The sequence below is a fragment of the Paraburkholderia largidicola genome, assembly GCF_013426895.1.
Classification (GTDB): Bacteria; Pseudomonadota; Gammaproteobacteria; order Burkholderiales; family Burkholderiaceae; genus Paraburkholderia; species Paraburkholderia largidicola.
On the sequence record NZ_AP023176.1, the window covers coordinates 1,892,261 to 1,914,762 of the forward strand.

Genomic DNA, 22,502 nt, shown 5'->3' on the forward strand with positions numbered 1-22,502 from the left:
ATGCGGCAGTTGCCGCTGACGGCGCTCAGGTTGCCAGGCGCCGTCAGCGGCACGTGAAGGTCGACAAGCTGACCGCTGTTAAAACGAAGGGCGTACCACGGATAGCGAGTACCGACCCATGTCCATGCCGGTGATCTGATGCGGCAGCGTCGCACTCCGTTTGGCATCACTGATCGAAGCCTGCTTCCGATCGCTGGAATCCGAATATCGGTAGGTCGTCTTGTCTTGAGCGAGTTGTGCTCTGACGTCGTCGTTCATCGCCTGCGGCGTCGACTGAGCGAACGAAGAGACAGCCGGGACCAACAGCGATGCAGCGACGATGAACTTAACGAGTTTCATGATTTTTCTCCGGGGAGTGTTTTTCGCGCGCAGCCTTTTGCTGGCTCAGTGAAAGCAGTGTAGATCGGCGACCGCCCGGAAGTGAGCACCAACAGGGCAATTCATTGTTGTCGATTTAGATCTGGTCACGGCCTTGCGGCGAAAGCTCAGTCAGCGTGCCGCCACGCGCATCAGCCCTGCCGCCGGCCCCGGCTTCGCCAGCGCATCGGCCGGGTCAACGGCGACCCGCCACTTCGGAAACGTCGCGGAGCCGTCGACTTTCCACGACTCGCCCATCTCGTCGACATACGTCGCGTTCGCGCCTCGCGCGGCCGTCGACGCGCGCCGCAGCGCGCCCGGTGCGGCGCGTTCGAACGACCGGCTGCCCTGCTCGTTGAACACGGTCGCAAGCGGCCGCCGCGCCTGGCCCGACTGGCTGAGCGACGCGGCTAGCGGTCCTGCGGGCGCGCGCAGCACCGCGCTCGCGGGCGTGCGGCCGGCGAGGATCGCGGCAAGCAACGCGGACGGACCGCTCGAAGCCGATGCTTCGTCGGCCGTTTCGCCGGTGCGCTTCGTGGCCGGCCCGCTCGGTGAATCGAGTGCCAGCGGTTCGCTCGCGCCGTCGATCTGCACGACGAGGATGACGTGCCAGTCGTCCGGCGTGTTGTTGTAGCGCGGCGCCAGCGACACGAGACGCAGCCGCGCGATGTCGAAACCCGCGTCGCGCAGCAGCAGATATTTGGCGACGGCGAAATCCTTGCACACGCCGCTTTCGGCAAAGAACCGGGCCGGCGCGTAGTAGCTGCCGTCGGTTCCGTCGCGGTAGCGGACCTCGTTGACGAGCGCGTCGGCGAGGATCGCGGCTGACGCATCGCCGGCCTTCGCGCGCTCTGCCCGCACCTGCGCAACGAGGCGGCCCCAGCCTGCGGGCTCGCGCGTCAGGTGGCTGCGCAGCGCTTCGCGCAGGCGCTGCACGCGGCCGATCGCATCCGACGAGGGTTCGAGCGTTTTGTCGGCAAGCGGCAGGAGAAACATCAGATCGCCGACCTGCGCGAGTTCCGGGCGGATCTTGCGGTTGGCTTCCCACCACGTCCCGGCGCGCAGGCGCTCGATACCGGCTTTCAGTGCGTGAGGCGCAGCCGGATCGCTGGGACCCGCGTCGCGCGTGGCGGACGCATCGCGTTGGGATGCGGCTGGCAGATTCGCCGCGCCCGCGACGACGGGCACAAGCACCGCGGCCACGAGCAGGCACTGGCGAAAGCAGAGGAGCAGTCGAGCGAGCGGCATGGGTAGACTCCCGGAAGCCACACCGGGCGCCGATGCGCCCGGTGTTTCGAAGCCTCCCGATGCCGTTTTGCGCCTGTCGGCGCAAGGCAACGCTGGCTTGAAACCAACATTGCATGGGACGTGCCAATTCGCCGTATCGCGCTATGCCATTGATTAAACGAGAAATTGGCTTTACGGGCGCGGTGCTGCAAGCGCCCCGATGAAGCACGTCGCCCAACAGACGCGCGATATGTGTTGGGGCTATCCGTACAGTTTGACCTAAGGGAGGTCGGAGGCCGTGTCTCCCCTTACCATCGCCCGCTGGGCTCGCAGCCCGGTTAACGAACAAATGGCGCGCGTGGCGCCCTTCCGCCCGTCGCGGGCGAACCGCCTCCGGCATCCAGTTGAAAGAAAGCAATCGCCTGATTGAGCTGGCGCCCCTGGTCTTCGAGCGATCGGGAGGCCGCCGCCGCCTCCTCTACCAGCGCGGCATTCTGCTGCGTGACTTCGTCCATCTGCGTGATGGCCTGGTTGACCTGTTCGATACCCCGGCTTTGTTCAGTCGACGCAGCGGCGATTTCCCCCATGATGTCGGTCACCCGCGCGACGGCCCGGGTGACTTGCGACATCGTCTTTCCCGCCTCGTCCGCAAGCACCGAACCGTGTTGAATCTTCTGCACGGAAGCGTTGATCAGTTCCTTGATTTCCTTCGCTGCGCTGGATGATCGCTGCGCGAGGCTGCGCACTTCGCTCGCGACCACCGCGAAGCCGCGGCCCTCTTCACCTGCGCGCGCCGCTTCCACCGCCGCGTTCAGCGCCAGGATATTGGTTTGAAACGCGATCCCTTCGATGATCCCGGTGATATCCGCAATCTTGCTGGAGCTCGCGCTGATCTCGCCCATCGTGCCGGCGACCTGTCCGACCACCTCATTGCCCTTGTGCGCCACTTCGGATGCATTGGCGGAGAGCGAACTGGCCTGCTGCGCGTTCTCGGCGTTCTGCCTCACCGTCGCGGTCAGCTCTTCCATGCTCGACGCGGTTTCCTGTAGTGATGCAGCCTGCTGTTCGGTCCGTGACGAAAGATCGACGTTGCCCGAAGCGATCTGGCTGGAACCCGTCGCGATGCTGTCCGCCGCGGTGCGGACCTGCGCGATCAGACTGACGAGACTGGCCTGCATGTCCCCCATCGAGGCGAGCACGCTCCCGGCATGCGCGTTCTTCGCACCCGCGACCGGGCTGAGATCGCCCGACGCGACGCGTTGCGTGACGGCCCCCAGTTCGGCTGGCTCGGCACCCAGGGCGCGCAGCAGGCCCCGTGTGATGACGAGGCCCGCCACGATCGCCATCGCGACGGCGGCGAGGCAAATCACCATCAGCAGGTTCCGCTGCGTCGTATAACGATCCTCCGACTCGCTAACCAGTTCATCGGCACGGGCACGCGTGTACTCCGCGTAGTCGTTCGATGCCTTGACCAGCGCGGCAAGCAGCGGCCGGCAGTCGTCGTTGATTTTCCTGACCGCTTCGTCGCGCCTGTTTGCAACGGCGAGGGCAACGATCGCGTTGGCAACAGGTGTATACGCGGCCTCGATCCGGTTGATTTCGCCCACGAGGCCGCGGGCTTTTTCAGTCGCATCGGACGCGGACGAAACCATCTCGTTGAGCTTCGCGAGGTTCGCCTGCACCTCCATCTGCGCTTGCGCTTCGGCGGCCTTTTCTATTTCGAAATCGCCCGGTGTGGTGACCAGCGCCATGTTGCGCGCTGCGATCGCGCGCCGGTCAACCGCGGTTCGAACCTGTGTGGCCATGTTGGCGCGGGCATTGACGCCCGACACGAAACTTGCGAACCGGTCGTTGGCGTCGTTCAGCGATTTCAGCGATATGCCCGACACGATCAGAACGACAGCGGCAAGCACGCCGAAAGCTCCCGTGAGCTTGGCCTTTACCGACAGAGTGTTGAGATTCATATATCGACTCTACTTGTTACCTGTTGTACGCGAACCGGTGAGTCAAGCCGTTCGGTGTCCGGAACGACGCCTCCCCGGATAGCACAGGACACACACTTCGCGCCTATGCATTTCGCATTACGGCGCGGTTGGGCTTTACTGTAGGGTGACGAACCCTGCGCCAGGATGACGCAAAGGTTTGCGTGCAAATTATTTTTTTAGGGCCACGTGGAAATTGTTAATTCGACGACTCGTGGCGCTGGAGACTGCGGAGATTGCCCGCGGCTTGAATCTGCAATTGCGGCGAACGTCGGCAGATCCCGCTCGGGCGGATCGACTGGCGTGGCAACGTCTATCTGCGTGCGCTGATCGCCCGGGATGCCCGAAGAACGTTGAGGTCGCGCTGCGCGCGGCCCCCGAGCGCACGTCGGCAACGACGACGATATCTCCGAGCAAACCGATATCTACTGCTGCCCTCACCGGATGCACGCCGAAGCAGCTCGATGGGGCCGTGTGCAGCCGCCAATTCACCAGGTACTATTGGTCGCGTAGTCAGACCGGACGGCACCCGTCTTCGGGTTTCTGAACTTCGCCGTAGAAGGAGACGACTTCCCCTCAGTCTCCACGCCAGGTCTTTCCAGTCTTTCTCACTCAACGAAACAACCGACACGCAAGCGCCGATGTGGTCCAGGCATCCGGCTCGCAATGAGCCGAATTGCGGGTTGAGTCCAGTGCTTTTCGAAGCTTCGCTTCGCCGGGTTGCGGCCTAAGCTTGGGCTCAATGTTCTGCACCCAAACAATGAGAAAACAGCGATGTCCACACGACTCCACCGGGTGTCTCACACCGTTGGCTTTGCCTTCGTCGCCGTGACATTGTTCATGTCTGGCACGGTGCTAGCCAGACATCCCGGGCCGTTCCCCTCGCTATCCGCCGACGATCAGATTTTCATCAGGTTGCATGACGCTGCACGCGACAACGACCCCGCGCGCGCCGCGCACCTCGCAAGCCTGATTCCGAATTATCCGGCGCCGGCTTATCTCAGCTATTTCCAGATCAAGCCGCGTCTGTTCACTGGCGCGGGGCATGCAAATCTTGACGCGCCGGACGCACCCGTGCTGTCATTTCTGCAACGCTACGACGGACAGGCAATTGGCGACCGTCTGCGCAACGACTACCTTCGCGTGCTCGGGGCGCGCCACGACTGGCAAAACTTCGATTCGCAATATGCAAAGTTCGTCCTGGACGACGACACGCAGGTGAAGTGCTATGCGCTCGAGTCCCGCGCCACGCGAGGTGAAAATGTGGCTGACGCGGCGCGGGCGCTGCTCGTCGAGCCGAAGTGGCACGGTGACGGCTGCGTCGATCTGATCAGCGCGCTCAACCGTAACCAGCAGTTCACTCCGGACGATGTCTGGCAACTGATTCGCCAGGCCTATGAACAGGGCGCGACGACGACGGGCGGCAGACTGGTCGATGCGCTGGGCGCGGCGCGCCCGGATCCGCTGCTCTTCGACCAGGCGACGAACCAGCCACGCCTGTTGCTCGCGAAAGGCATCCAGCTGGACGCAGCCTCCCATCAGCTCGCGTTGCTCGCCATCACACAGTTGGCGGTCGGCGATCCGGAGGCCGCCGAGGCTACCCTCACCGCAATCGCACCGTCGCTCACCCTGGCGGAACGGGCTATCGGTTGGGGCACGATTGCCTATCAGGCAGCGATCAGGCAGCTATCGGGCGCAGTCAACTGGTACCGGCTGTCGGCAAACGCGCCCCTGTCGAGTCAGGCCTACGAGTGGCGCACGCGCAGTGCGCTGCTGGCCGGAGATTGGACCATGGTGCGCTGGTCAATCGAGCAGATGCCGGCCGCGCTACGCACGCAGCCAGGATGGGTGTACTGGTACGCGCGCGCTTTGAAGCAGAACAGCGAGGTGGCAGCGGCCGACCAGGCTTTCCGAACGATCGCGGGTAACTACACCTTCTATGGCCAGTTGGCCTCCGAGGCGCTCGGCCGGCAGGTCGTGATCCCGCCACAAACCAGGGCGACCGACGAAGAAGTTGAGCGGGCCAGCCGGATACCAGGCTTCGAGCTGGCGAAACGCTTTTACGCGCTGCACCTGCGTACGGAAGGCAACCGCGAATGGAACTGGCAGCTGCGCGGCATGACCGACCGACAACTGCTCGCAGTCGCCGAGTACGCGCGCCGCATCGAGCTTTACGACCGGGCTGTGAGCACTGCCGACAGGACGCAGGCGGAACATGATTTTTCGCTGCGGTACCTGGCGCCATTCCGCACGATTGTCGAGCGCGATACGCAGTCCACCGGGTTCGACGTCGGATGGGCGTATGGCCTCATTCGTCAGGAGTCGCGCTTCATCATCAATGCGCGCTCGGAGGTTGGCGCGGGCGGTCTGATGCAGGTGATGCCAGACACGGCCGCGATGGTCGCGAGGAAGATCGGGCTCGGTACGATCTCGCGGGCGAGGATGAACGACATCGACACGAACATCCTGCTCGGCACGTACTATCTATCGATGATTTACAACCAGCTTGACCGTTCTGCCGTACTCGCGACGGCCGGCTATAACGCCGGCCCTGGGCGCTCGCGTAAGTGGCAGGCCAACCTGCCGCGTCCGGTGGAAGGTGCCATTTTCGCGGAGACGATTCCGTTCAACGAAACCCGCGACTACGTCAAGAATGTATTGTCGAACACGGTGTACTACGCGGCGCTTTTTGATGGCCATCCGCAATCGCTGACGCAGCGGCTTGGCCAGATCGAGCCCCGATGAGTCATGCATGCATCTCGACGTTCGCCAGTCGACAGAAAGTCAAATGTGCCCGACGAGTACCGCACAGAGAATCGGAGCATTTACTGCGCAGTTGGACGCGACCGGACGAATGTCCAGACATGTATTTCCGCATGGCAGGTGTGTGACGTACTTTTACGTTGCCCGCGGTTATCGAACGAGGTAGCCCGCTCTCATAACGCGCAGTTCGCGGCGGCAAGCCTTCGCGTCGGGCAGCATCAAACAGAGGCGACGATTGCTTCGCCAGCTGCGAGAGGGATGGTGCCTGCCGCAACGACTTCGCCGTCGCGCCGTGTAGACGTCGACAGCACCACCACGCCGGACCGCGACTGCACCATGGCGCATTCGACGCCGAAGTTCAACGCGATGAAGAGCGATTGGTCACGGTATCGGCGTTCGTAAGTCAGCACGTCACCGTTTGCGACGACATTCGCAATCGTGCCTTGCACGAGAGCGGCATGGCTACGACGCAGGATAAGCAGGCGCCGGTAGAGCGAGAGCATGCTCGACGTGTCACCGTCCTGTTCGCGCACGCTCGAGTTCGTCGCAACGGGTAGCCACGGTTTGCCGTCCGTAAAGCCTGCGTTCGGCAGCGAGCGCTCCCATTGCATTGGCGTGCGCTCGGGATCGCGTCCCTGACCCATGCCTGGTTGCCTGAGTTCAGCCGGGTCCCTGACCTGATCCCGTTCGATGTCCCCATCCGTCATGCCAATTTCGTCACCGTAATAGATCGTCGGCGTTCCCCGCAACGTCAGCAGCAGCACAGCGGCCACGCGTGCCTGAGCAGCGCCCACGCGCGATGCGATCCGCGGATTGTCGTGATTGCCCAAGACCCAGTTTGGCCAGGCATGCTCAGGCAACGCCCTGTCGTAATCCCGGATCATGCCGGCAATCGTGGCTGCGCTCCATCTCGCATTGAGCAACTGGAAATTGAACGGCATGTCCGCCCCATCGCCGGCCGCGCCGTAGTATTTCATCAGTTGCGTAACCGGCAAGTAGATCTCGCCGATCAGCACACGGTCGCCATAATCGTCCAGCGTGGCCCGCATCGAGCGCACGATCTCGTGCACTTCCGGCTGATCTTCCGTGTAGGTCTGCAATAACCGATGATGCTCCGGTTCACCAGGTTGATATGCGGGGTTCAGTGGATTGTCGCGAAACTGGTCATCCTTGATGAGCAGCCACAACACGTCCACGCGAAATCCGTCGACACCGCGATCGAGCCAGAATCGCAACACGCCATCCATCGCGCGGCGTACATCGTGATTACGCCAGTTCAGATCGGGCTGCTCGGGCAGGAACGCGTGATAGTAGTACTGGCCCGTATGTTCATCCCACTCCCACGCAGAACCACCCATGCGGCTCAGCCAGTTGTTCGGTGGGCCGCCGTCGGGCGCGGGGTCATGCCACAGATACCAGTCGCGCTTCGGATTGTCGCGAGATGAGCGGCTTTCCTCGAACCATGGATGCCGGTTCGACGAATGGTTCGGCACGAAATCGAGCAGTACCTTGAGGCCGAGGTGATGGGCGTGGATCACTAATTGCTCAAACTCCGGCAGGCTGCCGAACATGGGATCGATGTCACAGTAGTCCGCCACGTCATAGCCGAAGTCCGCCATGGGAGATGGATAGATGGGCGAAATCCAGACAGCGTCGGCGCCCAGCGCGGAGACGTATTCAAGACGTGCGTCAATGCCGACGAGATCACCGATGCCGTCGCCATTGCTGTCCTGAAACGAGCGAGGATAGATCTGATAGATCACACCGCGTTGCCACCACTTCAGCTCCGGCATTTCAATTCCTCTACATAGTCGACCGCCTGGCGCCACGTGCGGACCATATGCTCAACGACCTCTGGTACAAGAACGCCATCATCTACTGTCTATCGGTAGGGACCTTCATGGACGCCAATGGCGACGGTGTCGGTGATTTCCAGGGACTCATGCGTCGGCTCGACTACCTTCAAGGTCTCGGCATGACGGCGATCTGGTTGATGCCCATTCAACCTTCGCCCGGACGTGACAACGGTTACGACATTTCCGACTACTACAACGTCGATCCCAGATACGGCACGCTCGGCGACTTCGCCGAATTTACCCACGCCTGTGCCGAGCGCGGCCTGCGGGTGATCATCGACCTCGTGGTCAATCACACTTCGGACCAACACCCGTGGTTCAAGGAAGCACGCAGCGATCCTGATTCGAAATATCGCGACTGGTATGTGTGGTCAGATAAAAAGCCGCCAGACGCACAACGTGGCGTGGTATTTCCAGGCGTGCAGAAATCGACATGGAGTTTCGACAAATGTGCAAAGCGCTGGTACTTCCATCGCTTCTACGATTTTCAGCCGGACCTGAATACCACCAACCTTCATGTTCAGGCTGAGTTGCTGAAAATCATGGGCTTCTGGATCCAGCTCGGCGTATCCGGATTCCGGATGGATGCAGTGCCATTTGTAATTTCAACCAAGGGACCGAAGGTGCGCCAGCCCGTCGAGCAATATGAAATGCTGCGGACGTTTCGAGAATTCCTGCAATGGCGTGAAGGTGACGCGATCATTCTGGCGGAAGCGAATGTACTCCCGGATACAGACCTCGAGTATTTCGGTGATGCAGGCGAGCGCTTGCCCATGATGTTCAACTTCCAGGTGAACCAGAATACCTTCTATACCCTCGCAACGGGTGACACGAAGCCGTTGAAGCATGCGCTGCTGGCGACCAGGCCGCGCCCCCCGAGCGCACAATGGGGCGTGTTCCTGCGCAATCACGACGAACTCGATCTGGGTCGCCTCACGCCCGAACAACGCGCTGCCGTGTTCTCTGCGTTCGGCCCTGAGCCGAACATGCAACTCTATGAGCGCGGGATTCGACGCAGGCTTGCCCCGATGCTGGCGGGCGACAGGCGCCGCCTTGAACTCGCCTACAGTCTGATGCTCAGTTTGCCGGGCACGCCCGTGTTCCGTTACGGCGATGAGATCGGGATGGGCGACGATCTGCGCCTCCCCGAGCGGGCGTGTGCGCGCACTCCGATGCAATGGTCGACAGAGCCACAGGGCGGCTTCACCAAACATCCAAAGCCTCATACACGCGTCATATCCGGCGGGGCATATGGTTTCGAGCGGGTCAACGTGGCCCGGCAGCGGCGCGACCCGAACTCGCTTCTCAACTGGATGGAGCGGATGATCCGCATGCGCAAGGAAGTCCCCGAAATCAGTTGGGGCGATTTCGACGTACTGCGCACCTCGCGAAACGATGTCCTCGCGCTCTGTTATCACTGGCGCAACAACTCGGTACTGTTTCTACATAACTTCGGCGCCGAGCCATGCACGGTGAAGTTTCGCTCGGGCTGCAACGAACCGGTTGGCTGCCGTCTGATCAATCTGCTTTCGGACGACCATAGCGAGCCTGGCGCGGACGGTCGTCATGCAGTGGTGCTCGAACCTTATGGCTATCGGTGGTATCGGGTTGGCGGCCTCGATTATCTTCTGAAGCGTTCGGAAATATAGACGTGTCACGCGAGCAAGGCTGCTGCGCATCGGTGCCACGCCGGCCACCACGAGTTTTTCGCTGCGCTCGCTGTTCCCAACGCTGCTGGTGGAGCGACACGCTGCACGCGTCAATGTGACGGCACTTATCTTCCGAGTCGACCGCTCGAATGGGCGTTGTAACTGGTGAACCTGCCGTCGAAGTCGCGCCGGGTCAAAGGCGGCTTAGGGTCGTGATTGCGCGTTCGGACGCACCGTGAATTGTCGTTCTCCGGGCGCAGGCTCCGTGGCAAGACTGCCTGGTGCGCGACAGGGTTTGTGCGTGCGAGCCACCTTTTCCAGCATGACGACCATGGGACGTCCTCACGCTCGTGCGTGCGACTCGCACCTGTACTTTCCCCTACCCTAACCCTCCCTGAAATGCCTCGATGGCGGTGTACTATCGTGATGGCAGGACCATTTGCGCACGCGACATCCATATACGTCTTCGCGGACGACAATCGACCCCGACGGGGGTGGTGGGGAACAGCATGAGGGGCTTGCCTCTGGCGTGGGCATTGACATGCGCATGTGCATGCGTGCCGCCAATCGTTGCTGCGCAGGGTGTCACCGCGGCCCCTGCGCCCGCAGCTTCGGTTGCCGGGAGCACGCGAAGCTTTCTCACGGAAGCAAAGCGCATCGTCGACGCTGCGTCGCGGTCCATCACTCCGTGGAGCGGACCGCGTACCGGGCCGCGCGCCCAGCCCGACAAACACATCGCCGTCCTCGCCGAGGATTTGCGTAACGGCGGCGTGCTCGGTGTGGTCGACGGCATGCTGGAAGCCGCGAAGGTCATCGGCTGGAGCGTGAAGGTCTTCGACTCCGAGGGCCTGCCGGATCTTCGACTGAAAGTCCTCGAGAGCGCCCTCGCCAGCCATCCCGACGGTCTGATCATTGCAGGTGCGGATGCCCGCGCGCTGGCACCCGCGCTGCGGCCGTTCGCCGATCGGGGCATTCCCATCGTCGGCTGGCATGTCGCTGCCCAGGCGGGTCCCGTGCCCGGCACGCCCGTAGCCATGAACGTCTCGACCGATCCGCTGGAAGTCGCCCGCGTGACGGCCCTCGCGGCTATCGTGCAGTCCGGCGGACAGGCGGGTGTCGTCGTCTTCACCGACGCGTACTTCCCGATCGCGCGCGACAAGGCCGATGCGATGGCCGCCGTGATACGCGCATGCAGTGGCTGCACGTTACTGGACGTGCGCGACGTCGCGATCTCGCGCAGCCGGGAGCTGATGCCGGGCACGACCCGCGCGCTGCTCGCACGCTACGGAAAGCGCTGGACGTACGCGCTCGCAATCAACGACATCTACTTCGACTATGCCGCGCCTGTGCTGACCCAGGCCGGTATGCCCGATAGCGCGCTGTCGATGCTGTCGGCGGGCGACGGCAGCGAGTCCGCGTTTCTGCGAATCCGCACGGGCACCTTCCAGACGGGCACCGTCGCCGAACCGCTGAATCTGCACGGCTGGCAACTGATTGACGAGATGAACCGGCTGTTCGCCGGCGAAAGCGTCACGAACTACGTGGTGCCCGTGCATCTCGTGACGGCCGACAACGTCAATGCGGACGGCGGCGACCGTCTGATCTACGATCCGGCCAATGACTATCGCAACATTTATCGCCACATCTGGCAACGCCCGTGAAACTGCTCCTTCCTCAGTCGCTGAGCGCGCAATTTGCGCTAGTCGTATCGTGCCTCGCGGCGCTCGTGGTCGCGGTCGGCGGCACGACGCTTTACTCGCTGTCCAGCTCGGCCCACGCTATCCGTGAGTTGGCTGAAGCGCGCCTGGCGCGTCTCGAGGACGCTCAAAATCTCGCGCAGCAGACGCTGAAGATCGAACGCCTGGCGTCGCAACTGTCCGGCAACGACACTGTCGAAGCCGTGCGGGAGACACATCGCCAGATCATCGATCAACTCGCGTCATTCGATGGCCTGGTGGACCGCCTCGCGTCCGCGACGGCGAGCGACGACGTCGGCGTCGACGCGCTGGCGCTGCATCGCTCGAGCCAGCGCTTTCGAAACACCGTCAACGTCGAGGCGCAGATGCGCGAGACGGCGCTCGCTACCGGGACTGCGCAGGGAAGCGCACCGGGCGCCGCGCCGCCCGACACGTCACTGGCGACACTCGACGACGAACTGCACCGCCAGGCCGATGCTCTCTCCGCCGCAGCGCACCAGCAGTCGGGCTATCTGTCGCGCGCTTATCGCGAAGCCGTCGAGGCGCTTGCCAACGAGGCGGACCGCACGCGTAGGTGGGTGGCCGGCGAAGTAGCGGTGAGCCTGCTGATCGCGTGGCTGATTGCCCGCGTCTTTCTCGGCCGCCGTGTCGTAGCGCGATTACGGCGGGTGAGCCATACGCTGCGCCATGGCGATCCCGAAGGCGAACAAGCCGGCATGCCCGTGCACGGCGGTGACGAGATCGCCGACATGGCGCGCGCCGTTGAGCAGTTCCTCGAAGACCGGCGCCAGCGACGTCAGGCGGAAGAAGCTCTGAAAGAACTCAACATTGAACTCGAGGCGCGCGTCGCGCAGCGCACGGCCGAACTCAGCACGGCGCTGGCCGGCCAGGCGGCCGAGATCGTCGAACGTCAGCATGCCGAAGAGTCCGCGCGCGCCAGCGAACAATTCCTGAGCAGCATCGTCGAGAACATCCCGGACACCGTCTTCGTCAAGGAGGCGGCAACGTTGCGCTTCGTACGCGTCAACAAGGCCACGGAGATACTGCTCGGCTATGGACGCGACGAGGTCATCGGCAAGTCCGTCCACGATCTGTTTCCGCCGGATGAGGCCGATTTCTTCGCGTTGAAGGATCGAGACGTGCTCGCGTCGAAGCAGATGGTCGACGTGCCCGAAGAGCCCGTCCACACGCGTCATGGGCAGCGCTTCTTGCACACGATGAAGATGCCGATCCTCGATGTGCGCGGCGAGCCGCAGTTTCTGCTCGGCATTTCGCGCGACATTACCGAGCACAAGCGCGCCGAAGAAGAGCTGCGCCGGTATCGCGAGCATCTGGAAGACATGATTCGCGAGCGCACGGCCGAACTCGCGATCGCGAAGGAACACGCAGACGCGGCCAATCAGGCGAAGAGCGATTTTCTGGCACACATGAGCCACGAGCTACGCACGCCGTTGAACGGGATTCTCGGCTTCGCGCAGATTCTCAGGCGGGACACGCGCCTCGATCAGCGCCAGATCGACGGACTCACCGTGATCCAGCGCAGCGGCGAACATCTGCTGACGCTGATCAACGACATCCTCGACATGGCGAAGATCGAGGCCGGCAAAGTGGAGCTCGACCCCACGGACGTGCCGCTCGAGCGCTTCATCTACTTCATCGCGGAGACGATCCGGGTGAAAGCAACGGAAAAGGGCCTCTCGTTCACGTGCGAGATGACGCCGCCTTTGCCCGCAGGCATACGGGTCGACGAAAAGCGCTTGCGACAGGTGCTGCTCAACCTGCTCTCCAACGCGATCAAGTTCACCGAGGAAGGCGACGTGACACTGCGCGTCGCCTTCCTGCCGCCGGAGTGCCTACGTTTCGAAGTGCTGGACACGGGCATCGGCATCGACGAGGCGCGTCTCGAAACGATCTTCCGGCCCTTCGAACAGGCGAGCGACAACCGGCACCGGTTCAGCGGCACCGGGCTCGGCCTCGCGATCAGCCGGCAGCTCTTGCGGCTGATGGGCGGCGATATCCATATCGTGAGCCGCCGCGGCGCGGGCAGCACGTTCTCGTTCGAGCTGAATGTCCCCGTGGTCGCGCCCCAGGCCGTCGATACCGCACCCGAATGGGCGGTCAGCGGTTACAAGGGGCCACGCAAGAGCGTGCTCGTCGTCGATGACGTGATGGAAAACCGTGCCGTCGCGGTCAACATGCTCGGCCAGATCGGCTTCGAGACGGCAGAAGCGGTCAACGGGCTGGATGCGCTGGAAAAGATACAGGCACTTCGGCCGGCGCTGGTGCTGATGGACATCGTCATGCCCGGCATGGACGGGCTCGAAGTCACGCGACGCTTGCGGCAGATGCAGGCATTCCGCGATCTGCCCATCATTGCGATCTCGGCCAGCGCGTCGGGCAGCGATGCGGCGAAAAGTCTGGCGGCGGGCGCGAACGCGTTTTTGCCAAAGCCGGTCGACTATCGGGCGCTGTTGTCGCAGATCGCAAAACTGCTGGATCTCGAATGGAGCGACGCTATCGCTGGCGCGCCACCGGTAATGGCGGAGACGTTGATCGCTCCGCCGCCGGATGAAATCAAGGCGCTGCATCATCTGGCGCGGCTCGGTGACATGCGCGCGATCGTGCAGCATGCCGCGCATCTCAACGAACTCGACGAGCGCTATCGCCCCTTCGCAGATCACTTGTACCAGTTGGCGAAGCACTATCGCTCGAAGGCGGTTCTCAGCTTTGTCGAGCACTATCTGGAAAGAAAACCGGTTGCGTGAATTCCCGCGCATGCATGAGATTGCTGCGTCAACACGCTCTCTGATCAGGCGACGCTGCACACCGAGCCACTCATGCGGCAATTACGACGTCCTTGAGCGCCACGCCTGCGGTGAACCTCCAACCTTCGCTGCTGGATGGGTGATGGTCTCACCCGTCGACGGATTGCGACCTGAAAACGCCCGACCATCACGCAGGACGGTCACCCAATAAGGCCAGGTACTGATGCAGTGACTGAATAGCGGCCGCACCTTCACCGACAGCGGCCGCGACCCGCTTCACGGAACCGCTTCGCACGTCGCCCACCGCGAAGATTCCGGGGCGGCTCGTTTCCAGAAAATGCGGTGGCCGCTCGGACGCCCATTTCGTGCCGATATCAGGGCCAGTCAGCACAAATCCGTTCTTGTCGAGCGCAACGCAGTCGCGCAGCCAGGCGGTATTGGGCTGCGCGCCAAGAAACAGAAACACATGGCGGATCGCTTTATGTTCAATCTCGCCTTGCCGGTTCCACGTGATGCCCTCAAGCCTGTCTTCGCCCTGTAACCCGACGATTTGCGTGCGCACGTGCAACGTAATGTTGGCCGCTGCGTCGATGCGCCTGATCAGGTAGTCCGACATGCTGGCGTTGAGTCCATCGCTACGAATCACGACATGTACGTGCCGCGCGAAACCCGACAGAAATACGGCAGCCTGGCCCGCCGAATTACCCCCGCCGACCACGACCAGTTCTTCGTTGCCGCAGAGAGCCGCTTCCATATAGCTCGCGCTGTAGTAGACGCCACGCCCCTCAAAGTTCTCCAGATTGCCGAGAGCGGGCTTGCGATAGCGCGCGCCCGTCGCGACGACGACCGCCCGGGCGTAGACGTGCTCGTTGTGACTGAGGCTGATATGAAAGGGCGGTGCGTCTTTGCACTCGATTGCCAGCGCTTCGATCGGCACCCCGACCTCGGCACCGAACTTGCGGCACTGCGACAACCCGCGGCCGGCGAGCGCCTGGCCAGAAATGCCCGTCGGAAAACCAAAGTAGTTTTCGATCTTTGAACTGGTCCCAGCCTGGCCGCCCGGCGCTTTGGTATCCAGCACCGCGACCCGTAACCCTTCCGAAGCAGCGTACACCGCAGCCGCGAGACCGGCCGGCCCTGCACCGACCACGACGACGTCGAAGCGCCCGTCGTTCAACCGGTCTGGACTCAGGCCGATGGCGTCGGCGACGGCACGATGCGTCGGCCGCTTGAGCACGTCACCCTGCAGCGTGATAACAACGGGCATATCGGCATCCGTTGCGCCGTATCGCTCAAGCAGTTCCCTGCCCTCGGGATGCTCGACGATATTGAAGTAGGCGAAAGGCTGGCCGTTACGGCTCAGAAAGTGACGCAGCTTATGCGTTTCGGCCGATGCAGAACTGCCGATCACGAGCACGCCGCCTTGTTGATCCTGGATGAACGCGACGCGCCGCAAAATATAGGCGCGCATGATCGTTTCACCCAGTTCCGCCTCTGCGATCACCAGCGCGCGCAACGACTCCTCGTCGATAACGATGACTTCGCAATCCGTTTGGGCCCGCGCCGTCGCGATGGCCGCCCGGCCGGCAAGCGTGCCCACTTCACCCGTAAAACAGCCCGGCCCGTGCACGCCAATGGGATGGGAGCCGTCAAGCGAATCGCGAGTCGCTTCGATCGTTCCGGAAACGATCGCAAACATTGGGATATGCCGGTCACCTTGAGAAAACAGGACGTCCCCCATCTTGAGCATGCGGCGCTCGCCATATCGATCGAGCAACGCGACCTGTCGCTCGGTCAGCGTGGGGAAAATCTGATGATGGCGGCTGCCGCCTGCGAGCAGGTCACCGACCTTCCCAGAGGAGTAGTTGCCCATGATGCCGTTCCTGATGAGCGGGCGCGGGATGCGTCCTGGGTGAAGTTGCCGTCGGACTATTCAAAAGTATGCGAAACGAAGCCCGATGCGTGCTGCCTTTGCGAGCGCAACGCGCTCGTCGGTTCAATCTGCTTCAACGCTGTATCGAGCGAGGATAGCTTACCGCAGTGCCAGCGCATCCCCTGCTCAAGATTTTTCGTACGATCGGCGTGAACCCAACGCCAATACCCGGCCGTGACTACACCGGATGACGACGGTCGTGCAGCCGCCGCGACGCACGAAGTATCTCCGAGAGATATGCATTCCCGCTGTGCACTCGTTGGTATGCAGGTTCACAACCGCACTCAGCGATTTACCGACGTACGCGCCAGCAGCATTCGCGGCAATAAAACAGCGCCTGTCGGTGAGATTGTGGACGTTGAGATCGATCCGACATCGAGACGAACTGCTCAAGTACGTGCTGAAACGCGTGCATATTGCGGCGATGGTCATAGCGCACAAGAAAGGCGACGTCACTGAAGATGTCGTGCTCGCGGCCAAGGCGGCACGGTAAGCAGCCAAAGCAGCCTGGCACGACGAAGTTCGCGTTTCCGAGCGGGCGTGAGAGAAGTACCAGGAAATCAAGGAAGAACTCGCTGCAGCCTGACGGGCGCGGAGAGGGCCTACGCAAGCTCTCGCCGAAAACAAAAAACCCGCTCGCAGGCGGGTTTGATGGCGTGACGGTTTTTGCCGGATTTTCGGGGCCAGCGCCCACATAGCGCCCAAATTCGTCGAAACACTCCGTGGCGAACATGGCCTGAATCGCGCAAAACCTTACTCCACCTGGTTGTGGAAGTAGGATTTGAACCTGCGACCTTCGGGTTACGAGTCCGACGAGCCGCCACACCGCACCATTCCGTTGAACTCCTAATCAGGGTCTCGTACGGTTGACGGCCACGATTTCGTATCCGGGGTCGGCGTGCTCGTTCGCGACTTTGTTCGCTTCCTCATACGAGAGAAAGGAAGTGGCTTCCTTAATCTCCGGCGCCATGCCGATATCGCCGTCCTCTGCGGTGCAGAGGAACTTCTCGCCAGTCTTCACGACGTAGATAGTCGTCATGTTTCCCTCCATAGCTTGCAGGGGAACTTTCAGTCTAGCAGGTCGGAAGGGTTGCTGCTGTCGATGCAAAAATGAGCCGGTTACCGACACGCCGTTCCGACCATGTCATGATGAGGTCGACGTCAAGGCGCTTCACGCCAATCTCGGCAACCGGATAAACCGGAGTCGTCAACAACAGCCAGTGAACCTGGAACCATCCGTCCAGTGTGAAAGTTGAACGAGTCGAATCGCTATCGAATCAGATTTCGTGAAACACCCTTCAGTCGAAAATGCAATATCACCAGTGGTCGGAAGGGACATGCTTCAGACAGATGTATGTCTTCGATTTCAGTGGCCATCAAAATGTGACCCTGTCGCAGAGCCGATCGATAGGATATGAGCGCCAGACTTCGTGTCCAGAATACAGAGAGAGATACGCCAACAATCACCGCGATCCGAAAGATCGTCGTTTCGAAGGCCGACTCGGGGACATTGAATAGTCCCATCACCACAAGAACGCTTGCGTCAATTGCGATCGCGGCTAGCGAGGCGACCATCAGGTGTGCCCTGATCGATTGAATCGTTCTGGAATCCAAGTATTGTCTTAGTGGACGTCACGAGCAGGCACAGCAACGGCGGAGTGCAAGCGAGATCACAACGTCGCGCTCCAGAATGCGATGGTGTCGAGCGGCCAATAGAATTGACGGTACCGCTGACGCTGCCGGTTTTACGAGTGCCGGGCATGGGGAAAATGTTGGTGCGTTTCCATCAAGGAAAAGACGCGGCGGGGAACAGCGTGCCGCGCCCTTCAAGGGTTCAGGCCAAGACGCGTCCCTCTTACGCCGGACCCGGTCCGGCAGCGCGCGGCAGCATGACGTGCTTCAATGATGATCGTAGACCGGCTGCGCGTCGTTCAGCGCAAGAGGCGCGCCGGCCTGTGAGGCGCCCGTCGGCACGCCGCCGACCGACTCCGTTTCGGGCGTTTGGCGTTGCGCCGCGACCTTCGCTTCGGCCGCCTGGATGTCGGAGGGATAGTACGGGTCCTTCGCTGCTGGACGATAACCGGCTTGTTCGACCCGGACGAGATCGGCTTGTACCTCGGCGCGCGTCACCGGCGCGTTGGAGGTTTGGGCAACCGCGAATGTAGATGCGCTCAGCGCGCAGGCAATCAGTACCGCCTTGACCAGTGCTTTCATGATGGTTCCCCTTTGGGAGCGTAGCGGCCACATTCACCATGAACGCGACCTTGAGCCTCCCCATCGGCGTCGATGAGTAGTTCCTTCATTCTCGGCAGTGGTGCCTGTCCCGATGCTGACCCGCTCATTACAACATCGTTATCTTTCCCGGCCGTCAGACGCGCATGCCGCCACTACGCTCTGAGCGTATTCAGTGAGGCAAAAGACTTTCCGGCGAATCTCCGTCGATGAATCCGGTATGGGCGGTCACTACCGCCGCTATTCGATGGCGTCAGAAGCACGCGACGCGAGCGGAAAACTTATTACTGTGCAGGTGGCTGCCCCGATGAAAGTATCGTCCTCAGCTTCGTGCCACCGATGGATTCGCAATCGGAACGCTTCGGATCCGTCCATTGCACCGCGACGCCACGAACGACGGGCCGGACCAGACGCCACGGCCAGAAGCCGAAGCGCTGTGATCCGTTGTACTCGACGATGGCATCTGCCCCGCGTAGTTGGGCGTACTCCGCCATCTTCGGGAGAATGTCCTGAACGCTGCCGTACGAGCCCTTGCCGATCTTGATGTTCTTGATGACCTTGTATTTCTGGCTGGCGGGCGGGAGGTGGGCGAAGAAACAGAATTCGCCGAGGTCGCTGTGAAGATCGCTCGTCGGTGCTTCGCCGCCTTTGGAAATGTCCACTTCGGCCTCGGGCGTGGCATCCGATGCCGGTTCCGCCGAATGTGCGGTATTCGCGGCGATGCCGATAGCGAACACGGATGCGATCAACGGAACGACGAATTGGCGTGCAGGGTTCATAAATGGTCTCAACGATTCGCGCCGTGTTGGCGTTTTATTATGGAGACGGGATAGTAAGCGACTGTAAGCCTGCCGGTCACTATGCAGTGTTGTGTGTGCGCATCGGTTGCGCGAGGTGGCTTGGTCGTGATTGAACTGGCGAACGCACACCGCTGCGCGGGCGATCAATATGACCGGGAGCGGATAGCTCAAGAATCGCGTATCGTCTCCCGTACCTCAAAACCTGAATCGATCCCATGTACGCTACTCGCCATGGCCGTGCGCGCACAATCACGATTGCCGCCGCCCTTTTCGTACTTACGCTGACAGGCTGCGCGTCCTCGTCGCTGGACTCGCAAGACTCATCGCGGGGCTCGCAATCGCAAGGTGCCAGCGCCGCGTCGCTCGATGCCGCCATCAATGGATCGCAACGCAGCAGCCAGGCGCGTGCGCGCGACGTCTATCGTCACCCGAAAGAAACGCTGCAGTTCTTCGACCTCGGTCCGACGCAAGCGGTGTTGGAGATCGCCCCGGGAGGCGGATGGTACACCGACATACTTGCGCCCTACCTGCGCAACGCCGGCCAGCTTTACGAAGCGCAATATCTCAGCACATCAGTCGATCTCGCCGCCGAAGACAGCGCGACCGATGCCGCTTATCGGCGCAAGCTCGCGAATGCGCCATCGGTCTACGGGAACATCGTCGTCGGCACGTTGCATGCGGGCCAGTTCAACGGCTTCGACTCGAACGAGCGGTTCGACCGCGTGCTGACCTTCCGAAACATCCATAACTGGATCAAGGACGGGCAATTCGATGCGAACCTGCGCGCGTTCTACGGCGCGCTGAAGCACGGCGGCGAACTCGGCGTCGAGGAGCACCGCGCACGGCCAGGCACGACTGAGCAACAGATGATCGATTCCGGTTACGTGACTGAGGCTTTCGTCATCGAGCACGCAAAAGCAGCCGGCTTCGTTCTGCTTGCGCGCAGCGAGATCAACGCGAATCCGAAAGATACCAAGGACTATCCACACGGCGTGTGGTCGCTGCCGCCGACTTATCAAGGCGGTGACGTCGACAGATCACGTTTTGCTGCAATCGGAGAATCGGATCGCATGACGCTCAAGTTCGTCAAGCCTTAGCGATCGTATGCGCGAGGCCAGCAGGAGAACGGGCTAGGCGGGTACGGCATCGCGGCTGACGATATGCGCGAACGGAAGCGGGTCTCGTGCGAGCGCGTCGCGCAGGAATGCGGGGCGCACGTCGATGCTCGCCAGTTCGTGCCGGTCGAACCACGCGAATTCGAGCTTGCGCCCCGGTTCGTTGCCTGCGTGATGCATGGAGAAATCGAGGATGCGGGCCTCGGGTGGTACGTCGGTGGCGAAGTACAGGCCGACTTCATGATGTGGGCGACCACCACCCGTGAAGAAGTTTTCGACGATCCATAGCAAGCGTCCGACGCTCACCTGGATGTCCAGTTCCTCGCGCATCTCGCGCGCGACGGCCGTGGCCGCGTCCTCGCCCGCCTCGACGCGGCCGCCCGGCAACGACCAGTATTCATCGCCTTCCAGCATATGCAGCAGGACGCGCTCGCGTGTCGTGATGACGGCGACGGCGCGGAAGTTGAAGCGGTGGCCGTCGGTGTCGAAGGAGATCATGGGCTGGTAGGCATGCGCGAGCGTTGAGGATGCGCTATTTCGCCGGAAATGGGGGTGATGTGCAAGCCTTGGGGCGTACGCGTCTGGTCGCTCACTGCAATTGACCAACAGCTTCCTTCGCAGTCGCCGAACGCCATTCTGCAAACGTGAGCCCCATCGGCCGCACCCGCATACGCTCATCCAGCCTCTTCCACGGCAAGTCCGACGGATCGGCGGCCATCGGCCCAGGCGCTTTCGCCACCAGCACCGCATGCGCGCCCGCCTGAAAATCCGCGCGAAAATGCACCGAACTCTTCACGACGAGTACCTTCATCCGCTCAGGCTCAACGCCCCCAACGCGAAAAAAGTTACGCTCGAAAATCTGCATCTTGATCGTGCTGACCACGATCCGCACACCGTCGATACGCAAACACGCGACCGGCCCGAGATCGCCCTGCATTCCGTTCATCATCGGACCATCGAAACGGAAACGCCCATCCGACAGATGCTCGACTTCGAAAACGCCTTGCAACGGCGCGTCGCCCGGCACACCCGAGCGGCCCCCGAGCGCGATGTCGATGCGCGCGCCGACGCCCGCACGATGCGCCGCGGCTGCCGCCTCCGCATCCCATATCACGCCAACGGCCGCGTCCTGCACGCGATGCCGCAACAACGCGCGCACCATGCCCATCGTGTTGGAATCGCCGCCGACGCCCGGGTTGTCCTGCGTATCGGCGATGATCACGGGCTTGTGCGCATGTTGCGCGAGACGTGACGCTTCATTCACCGCTTCGTCGGGTGACAGGAAGCGCACGTCCCATCGCGCTTCGTCGGCGAGCATGCGCGCGTGTAGCGCATCGATAGCCTTCTCGAGCGCGTCTTCGTCATAGCCGTAACCCCAGATCGCCGGCCCGCACTCAGGAAAATCCGCAGCGGGAAACCCCGGCGCAAACGACAGCGAAGCAACCGGCCCCTCTTCGAGCGCGGCCAGCATGTCGTAGATGCCGAGCGCGGGCTCGACGAGCGTGCACATCGCATTCACCGGAATCAGAAACGGAATGCGCCGCGACACGCGTTGCAAAGGGCGTCGATCGTGCATCAGCCTCTGAAGCAACGCGGCAGCGCGCTCGCCCGTTTCGGCCATATCGACATGCGGATAAGTTCGATACGCGACGATCGCATCCGCGAGTTGCAGCATCCTGTCCGTCACGTTCGCGTGAAGATCGAGCGATACGACGAGCGGCATCTCATCACCGACGATGCCCCGAACACGCGCAAGCAATTCCCCTTCGCCATCGTCGATATGTTCGGCGACCATCGCGCCATGCAGATCGAGATAGATCGCGTCGAACCCGCCCGCGCGCACGGCATCGACGATCTCACCGGCAATGCGTTCGAACGCATCTTCCGTCACATGCGCGGATGCGCTCGCGCCGGCCCAGATGACGGGGATCAGTTGATGGCCCGCTGCCTCGGCAGCCTTGATGAAACCGCCGATCGGCACGTTCACGTCGCGCAAGGTCAGCACGTCGGCGCCGCGCGTCAAAGGCGGAAAGCCTTCGCCCTGAATGAAGCTCTGGTACGACGCCCTGGTCGGCGCAAAGGTGTTGGTCTCGTGCTGAAATCCAGCAATCAGGATCTTCATGATT

The 22,502-nt window shown here is 62.0% G+C and carries 16 protein-coding genes; 5 read left to right on the forward strand and 11 right to left on the reverse strand.

What is annotated here, in order from left to right; genetic code table 11:
* Window positions 1-78: 78 nt before the first annotated feature.
* The 3 genes from PPGU16_RS37245 to PPGU16_RS37255 all read right to left on the reverse strand — a co-directional run bounded on the left by PPGU16_RS37245 (window position 79) and on the right by PPGU16_RS37255 (window position 3,548).
* The gene (locus PPGU16_RS37245; protein ID WP_180725816.1) at window positions 79-339 is read right to left on the reverse strand and encodes a hypothetical protein; all 261 of its coding nucleotides are present in this window, start codon (window positions 337-339) and stop codon (window positions 79-81) included.
* A 150-nt stretch (window positions 340-489) separates the two neighbouring features.
* Window positions 490-1,605, reverse strand: coding sequence for a transglutaminase domain-containing protein (locus PPGU16_RS37250; protein ID WP_180725817.1), 1,116 nt, complete (start codon window positions 1,603-1,605; stop codon window positions 490-492).
* A 317-nt stretch (window positions 1,606-1,922) separates the two neighbouring features.
* Complete coding sequence (locus tag PPGU16_RS37255; protein WP_180725818.1) at window positions 1,923-3,548, reverse strand: methyl-accepting chemotaxis protein; 1,626 nt, start codon at window positions 3,546-3,548, stop codon at window positions 1,923-1,925.
* A 792-nt stretch (window positions 3,549-4,340) separates the two neighbouring features.
* Here PPGU16_RS37255 and PPGU16_RS37260 point away from each other — a divergent pair.
* Window positions 4,341-6,311, forward strand: a complete 1,971-nt coding sequence (locus PPGU16_RS37260) for a lytic transglycosylase domain-containing protein (protein ID WP_180727209.1) — start codon at window positions 4,341-4,343, stop codon at window positions 6,309-6,311.
* Window positions 6,312-6,547: 236 nt separating this feature from the next.
* On the opposite strand, the gene PPGU16_RS37265 is transcribed toward PPGU16_RS37260, so the two are convergent.
* Window positions 6,548-8,122: an alpha-amylase family glycosyl hydrolase gene (locus tag PPGU16_RS37265; protein WP_180727210.1), complete on the reverse strand. Its 1,575-nt coding sequence runs from the start codon at window positions 8,120-8,122 to the stop codon at window positions 6,548-6,550.
* A 47-nt stretch (window positions 8,123-8,169) separates the two neighbouring features.
* On the opposite strand from PPGU16_RS37265, the gene PPGU16_RS37270 reads away from it, so the two are divergent.
* The 3 genes from PPGU16_RS37270 to PPGU16_RS37280 all read left to right on the forward strand — a co-directional run bounded on the left by PPGU16_RS37270 (window position 8,170) and on the right by PPGU16_RS37280 (window position 14,296).
* Window positions 8,170-9,834, forward strand: coding sequence for an alpha-amylase family protein (locus PPGU16_RS37270; RefSeq protein ID WP_180725819.1), 1,665 nt, complete (start codon window positions 8,170-8,172; stop codon window positions 9,832-9,834).
* 509 nt (window positions 9,835-10,343) lie between these two features.
* Window positions 10,344-11,495, forward strand: a complete 1,152-nt coding sequence (locus tag PPGU16_RS37275) for a substrate-binding domain-containing protein (RefSeq protein ID WP_180725820.1) — start codon at window positions 10,344-10,346, stop codon at window positions 11,493-11,495.
* Window positions 11,492-14,296, forward strand: coding sequence for an ATP-binding protein (locus PPGU16_RS37280; RefSeq protein WP_180725821.1), 2,805 nt, complete (start codon window positions 11,492-11,494; stop codon window positions 14,294-14,296). The genes PPGU16_RS37275 and PPGU16_RS37280 overlap by 4 nt, the downstream gene beginning before the upstream one ends.
* 187 nt (window positions 14,297-14,483) lie before the next feature.
* Here PPGU16_RS37280 and PPGU16_RS37285 read toward each other — a convergent pair whose 3' ends face one another.
* The 5 genes from PPGU16_RS37285 to PPGU16_RS37305 form a co-directional block, all read right to left on the reverse strand.
* Window positions 14,484-16,169, reverse strand: a complete 1,686-nt coding sequence (locus PPGU16_RS37285) for an FAD-dependent oxidoreductase (RefSeq protein WP_180725822.1) — start codon at window positions 16,167-16,169, stop codon at window positions 14,484-14,486.
* 352 nt (window positions 16,170-16,521) lie between these two features.
* Entirely contained in the window at window positions 16,522-16,962 is a 441-nt protein-coding gene (locus tag PPGU16_RS37290; RefSeq protein ID WP_180725823.1) for a hypothetical protein, read from the reverse strand.
* Window positions 16,963-17,079: 117 nt separating this feature from the next.
* Window positions 17,080-17,268 (reverse strand): hypothetical protein, encoded by a 189-nt coding sequence (locus tag PPGU16_RS37295; RefSeq protein WP_180725824.1) that lies wholly within the window; start codon window positions 17,266-17,268, stop codon window positions 17,080-17,082.
* Window positions 17,269-18,128: 860 nt separating this feature from the next.
* Entirely contained in the window at window positions 18,129-18,443 is a 315-nt protein-coding gene (locus PPGU16_RS37300; RefSeq protein ID WP_180725825.1) for a DUF4148 domain-containing protein, read from the reverse strand.
* Window positions 18,444-18,745: 302 nt separating this feature from the next.
* Window positions 18,746-19,240 (reverse strand): hypothetical protein, encoded by a 495-nt coding sequence (locus tag PPGU16_RS37305; protein ID WP_180725826.1) that lies wholly within the window; start codon window positions 19,238-19,240, stop codon window positions 18,746-18,748.
* Between the two features lie 236 nt (window positions 19,241-19,476).
* Here PPGU16_RS37305 and PPGU16_RS37310 point away from each other — a divergent pair, with 236 nt between their 5' ends.
* Window positions 19,477-20,358 (forward strand): class I SAM-dependent methyltransferase, encoded by an 882-nt coding sequence (locus PPGU16_RS37310; RefSeq protein ID WP_180725827.1) that lies wholly within the window; start codon window positions 19,477-19,479, stop codon window positions 20,356-20,358.
* 33 nt (window positions 20,359-20,391) lie between these two features.
* Here PPGU16_RS37310 and PPGU16_RS37315 read toward each other — a convergent pair whose 3' ends face one another.
* Entirely contained in the window at window positions 20,392-20,874 is a 483-nt protein-coding gene (locus PPGU16_RS37315; RefSeq protein ID WP_180725828.1) for an NUDIX hydrolase, read from the reverse strand.
* 91 nt (window positions 20,875-20,965) lie between these two features.
* Window positions 20,966-22,498, reverse strand: a complete 1,533-nt coding sequence (locus PPGU16_RS37320; protein ID WP_180725829.1) for a M81 family metallopeptidase — start codon at window positions 22,496-22,498, stop codon at window positions 20,966-20,968.
* Between the last annotated feature and the right edge of the window lie 4 nt (window positions 22,499-22,502).

What these genes read in the sequence shown, in the direction of transcription:
- PPGU16_RS37315 (WP_180725828.1), bottom strand. Translation starts at nt 20,874, where the DNA reads ATGATCTCCTTCGACACCGACGGCCACCGCTTCAACTTCCGCGCCGTC.
- PPGU16_RS37300 (WP_180725825.1), bottom strand. Translation starts at nt 18,443, where the DNA reads ATGAAAGCACTGGTCAAGGCGGTACTGATTGCCTGCGCGCTGAGCGCA.
- PPGU16_RS37320 (WP_180725829.1), bottom strand. Translation starts at nt 22,498, where the DNA reads ATGAAGATCCTGATTGCTGGATTTCAGCACGAGACCAACACCTTTGCG.
- PPGU16_RS37270 (WP_180725819.1), top strand. Translation starts at nt 8,170, where the DNA reads ATGCTCAACGACCTCTGGTACAAGAACGCCATCATCTACTGTCTATCG.
- PPGU16_RS37250 (WP_180725817.1), bottom strand. Translation starts at nt 1,605, where the DNA reads ATGCCGCTCGCTCGACTGCTCCTCTGCTTTCGCCAGTGCCTGCTCGTG.
- PPGU16_RS37290 (WP_180725823.1), bottom strand. Translation starts at nt 16,962, where the DNA reads ATGTTCGCCACGGAGTGTTTCGACGAATTTGGGCGCTATGTGGGCGCT.
- PPGU16_RS37245 (WP_180725816.1), bottom strand. Translation starts at nt 339, where the DNA reads ATGAAACTCGTTAAGTTCATCGTCGCTGCATCGCTGTTGGTCCCGGCT.
- PPGU16_RS37310 (WP_180725827.1), top strand. Translation starts at nt 19,477, where the DNA reads ATGTACGCTACTCGCCATGGCCGTGCGCGCACAATCACGATTGCCGCC.
- PPGU16_RS37275 (WP_180725820.1), top strand. Translation starts at nt 10,344, where the DNA reads ATGAGGGGCTTGCCTCTGGCGTGGGCATTGACATGCGCATGTGCATGC.
- PPGU16_RS37265 (WP_180727210.1), bottom strand. Translation starts at nt 8,122, where the DNA reads ATGCCGGAGCTGAAGTGGTGGCAACGCGGTGTGATCTATCAGATCTAT.
- PPGU16_RS37295 (WP_180725824.1), bottom strand. Translation starts at nt 17,268, where the DNA reads ATGACGACTATCTACGTCGTGAAGACTGGCGAGAAGTTCCTCTGCACC.
- PPGU16_RS37285 (WP_180725822.1), bottom strand. Translation starts at nt 16,169, where the DNA reads ATGGGCAACTACTCCTCTGGGAAGGTCGGTGACCTGCTCGCAGGCGGC.
- PPGU16_RS37305 (WP_180725826.1), bottom strand. Translation starts at nt 19,240, where the DNA reads ATGAACCCTGCACGCCAATTCGTCGTTCCGTTGATCGCATCCGTGTTC.
- PPGU16_RS37260 (WP_180727209.1), top strand. Translation starts at nt 4,341, where the DNA reads ATGTCCACACGACTCCACCGGGTGTCTCACACCGTTGGCTTTGCCTTC.
- PPGU16_RS37255 (WP_180725818.1), bottom strand. Translation starts at nt 3,548, where the DNA reads ATGAATCTCAACACTCTGTCGGTAAAGGCCAAGCTCACGGGAGCTTTC.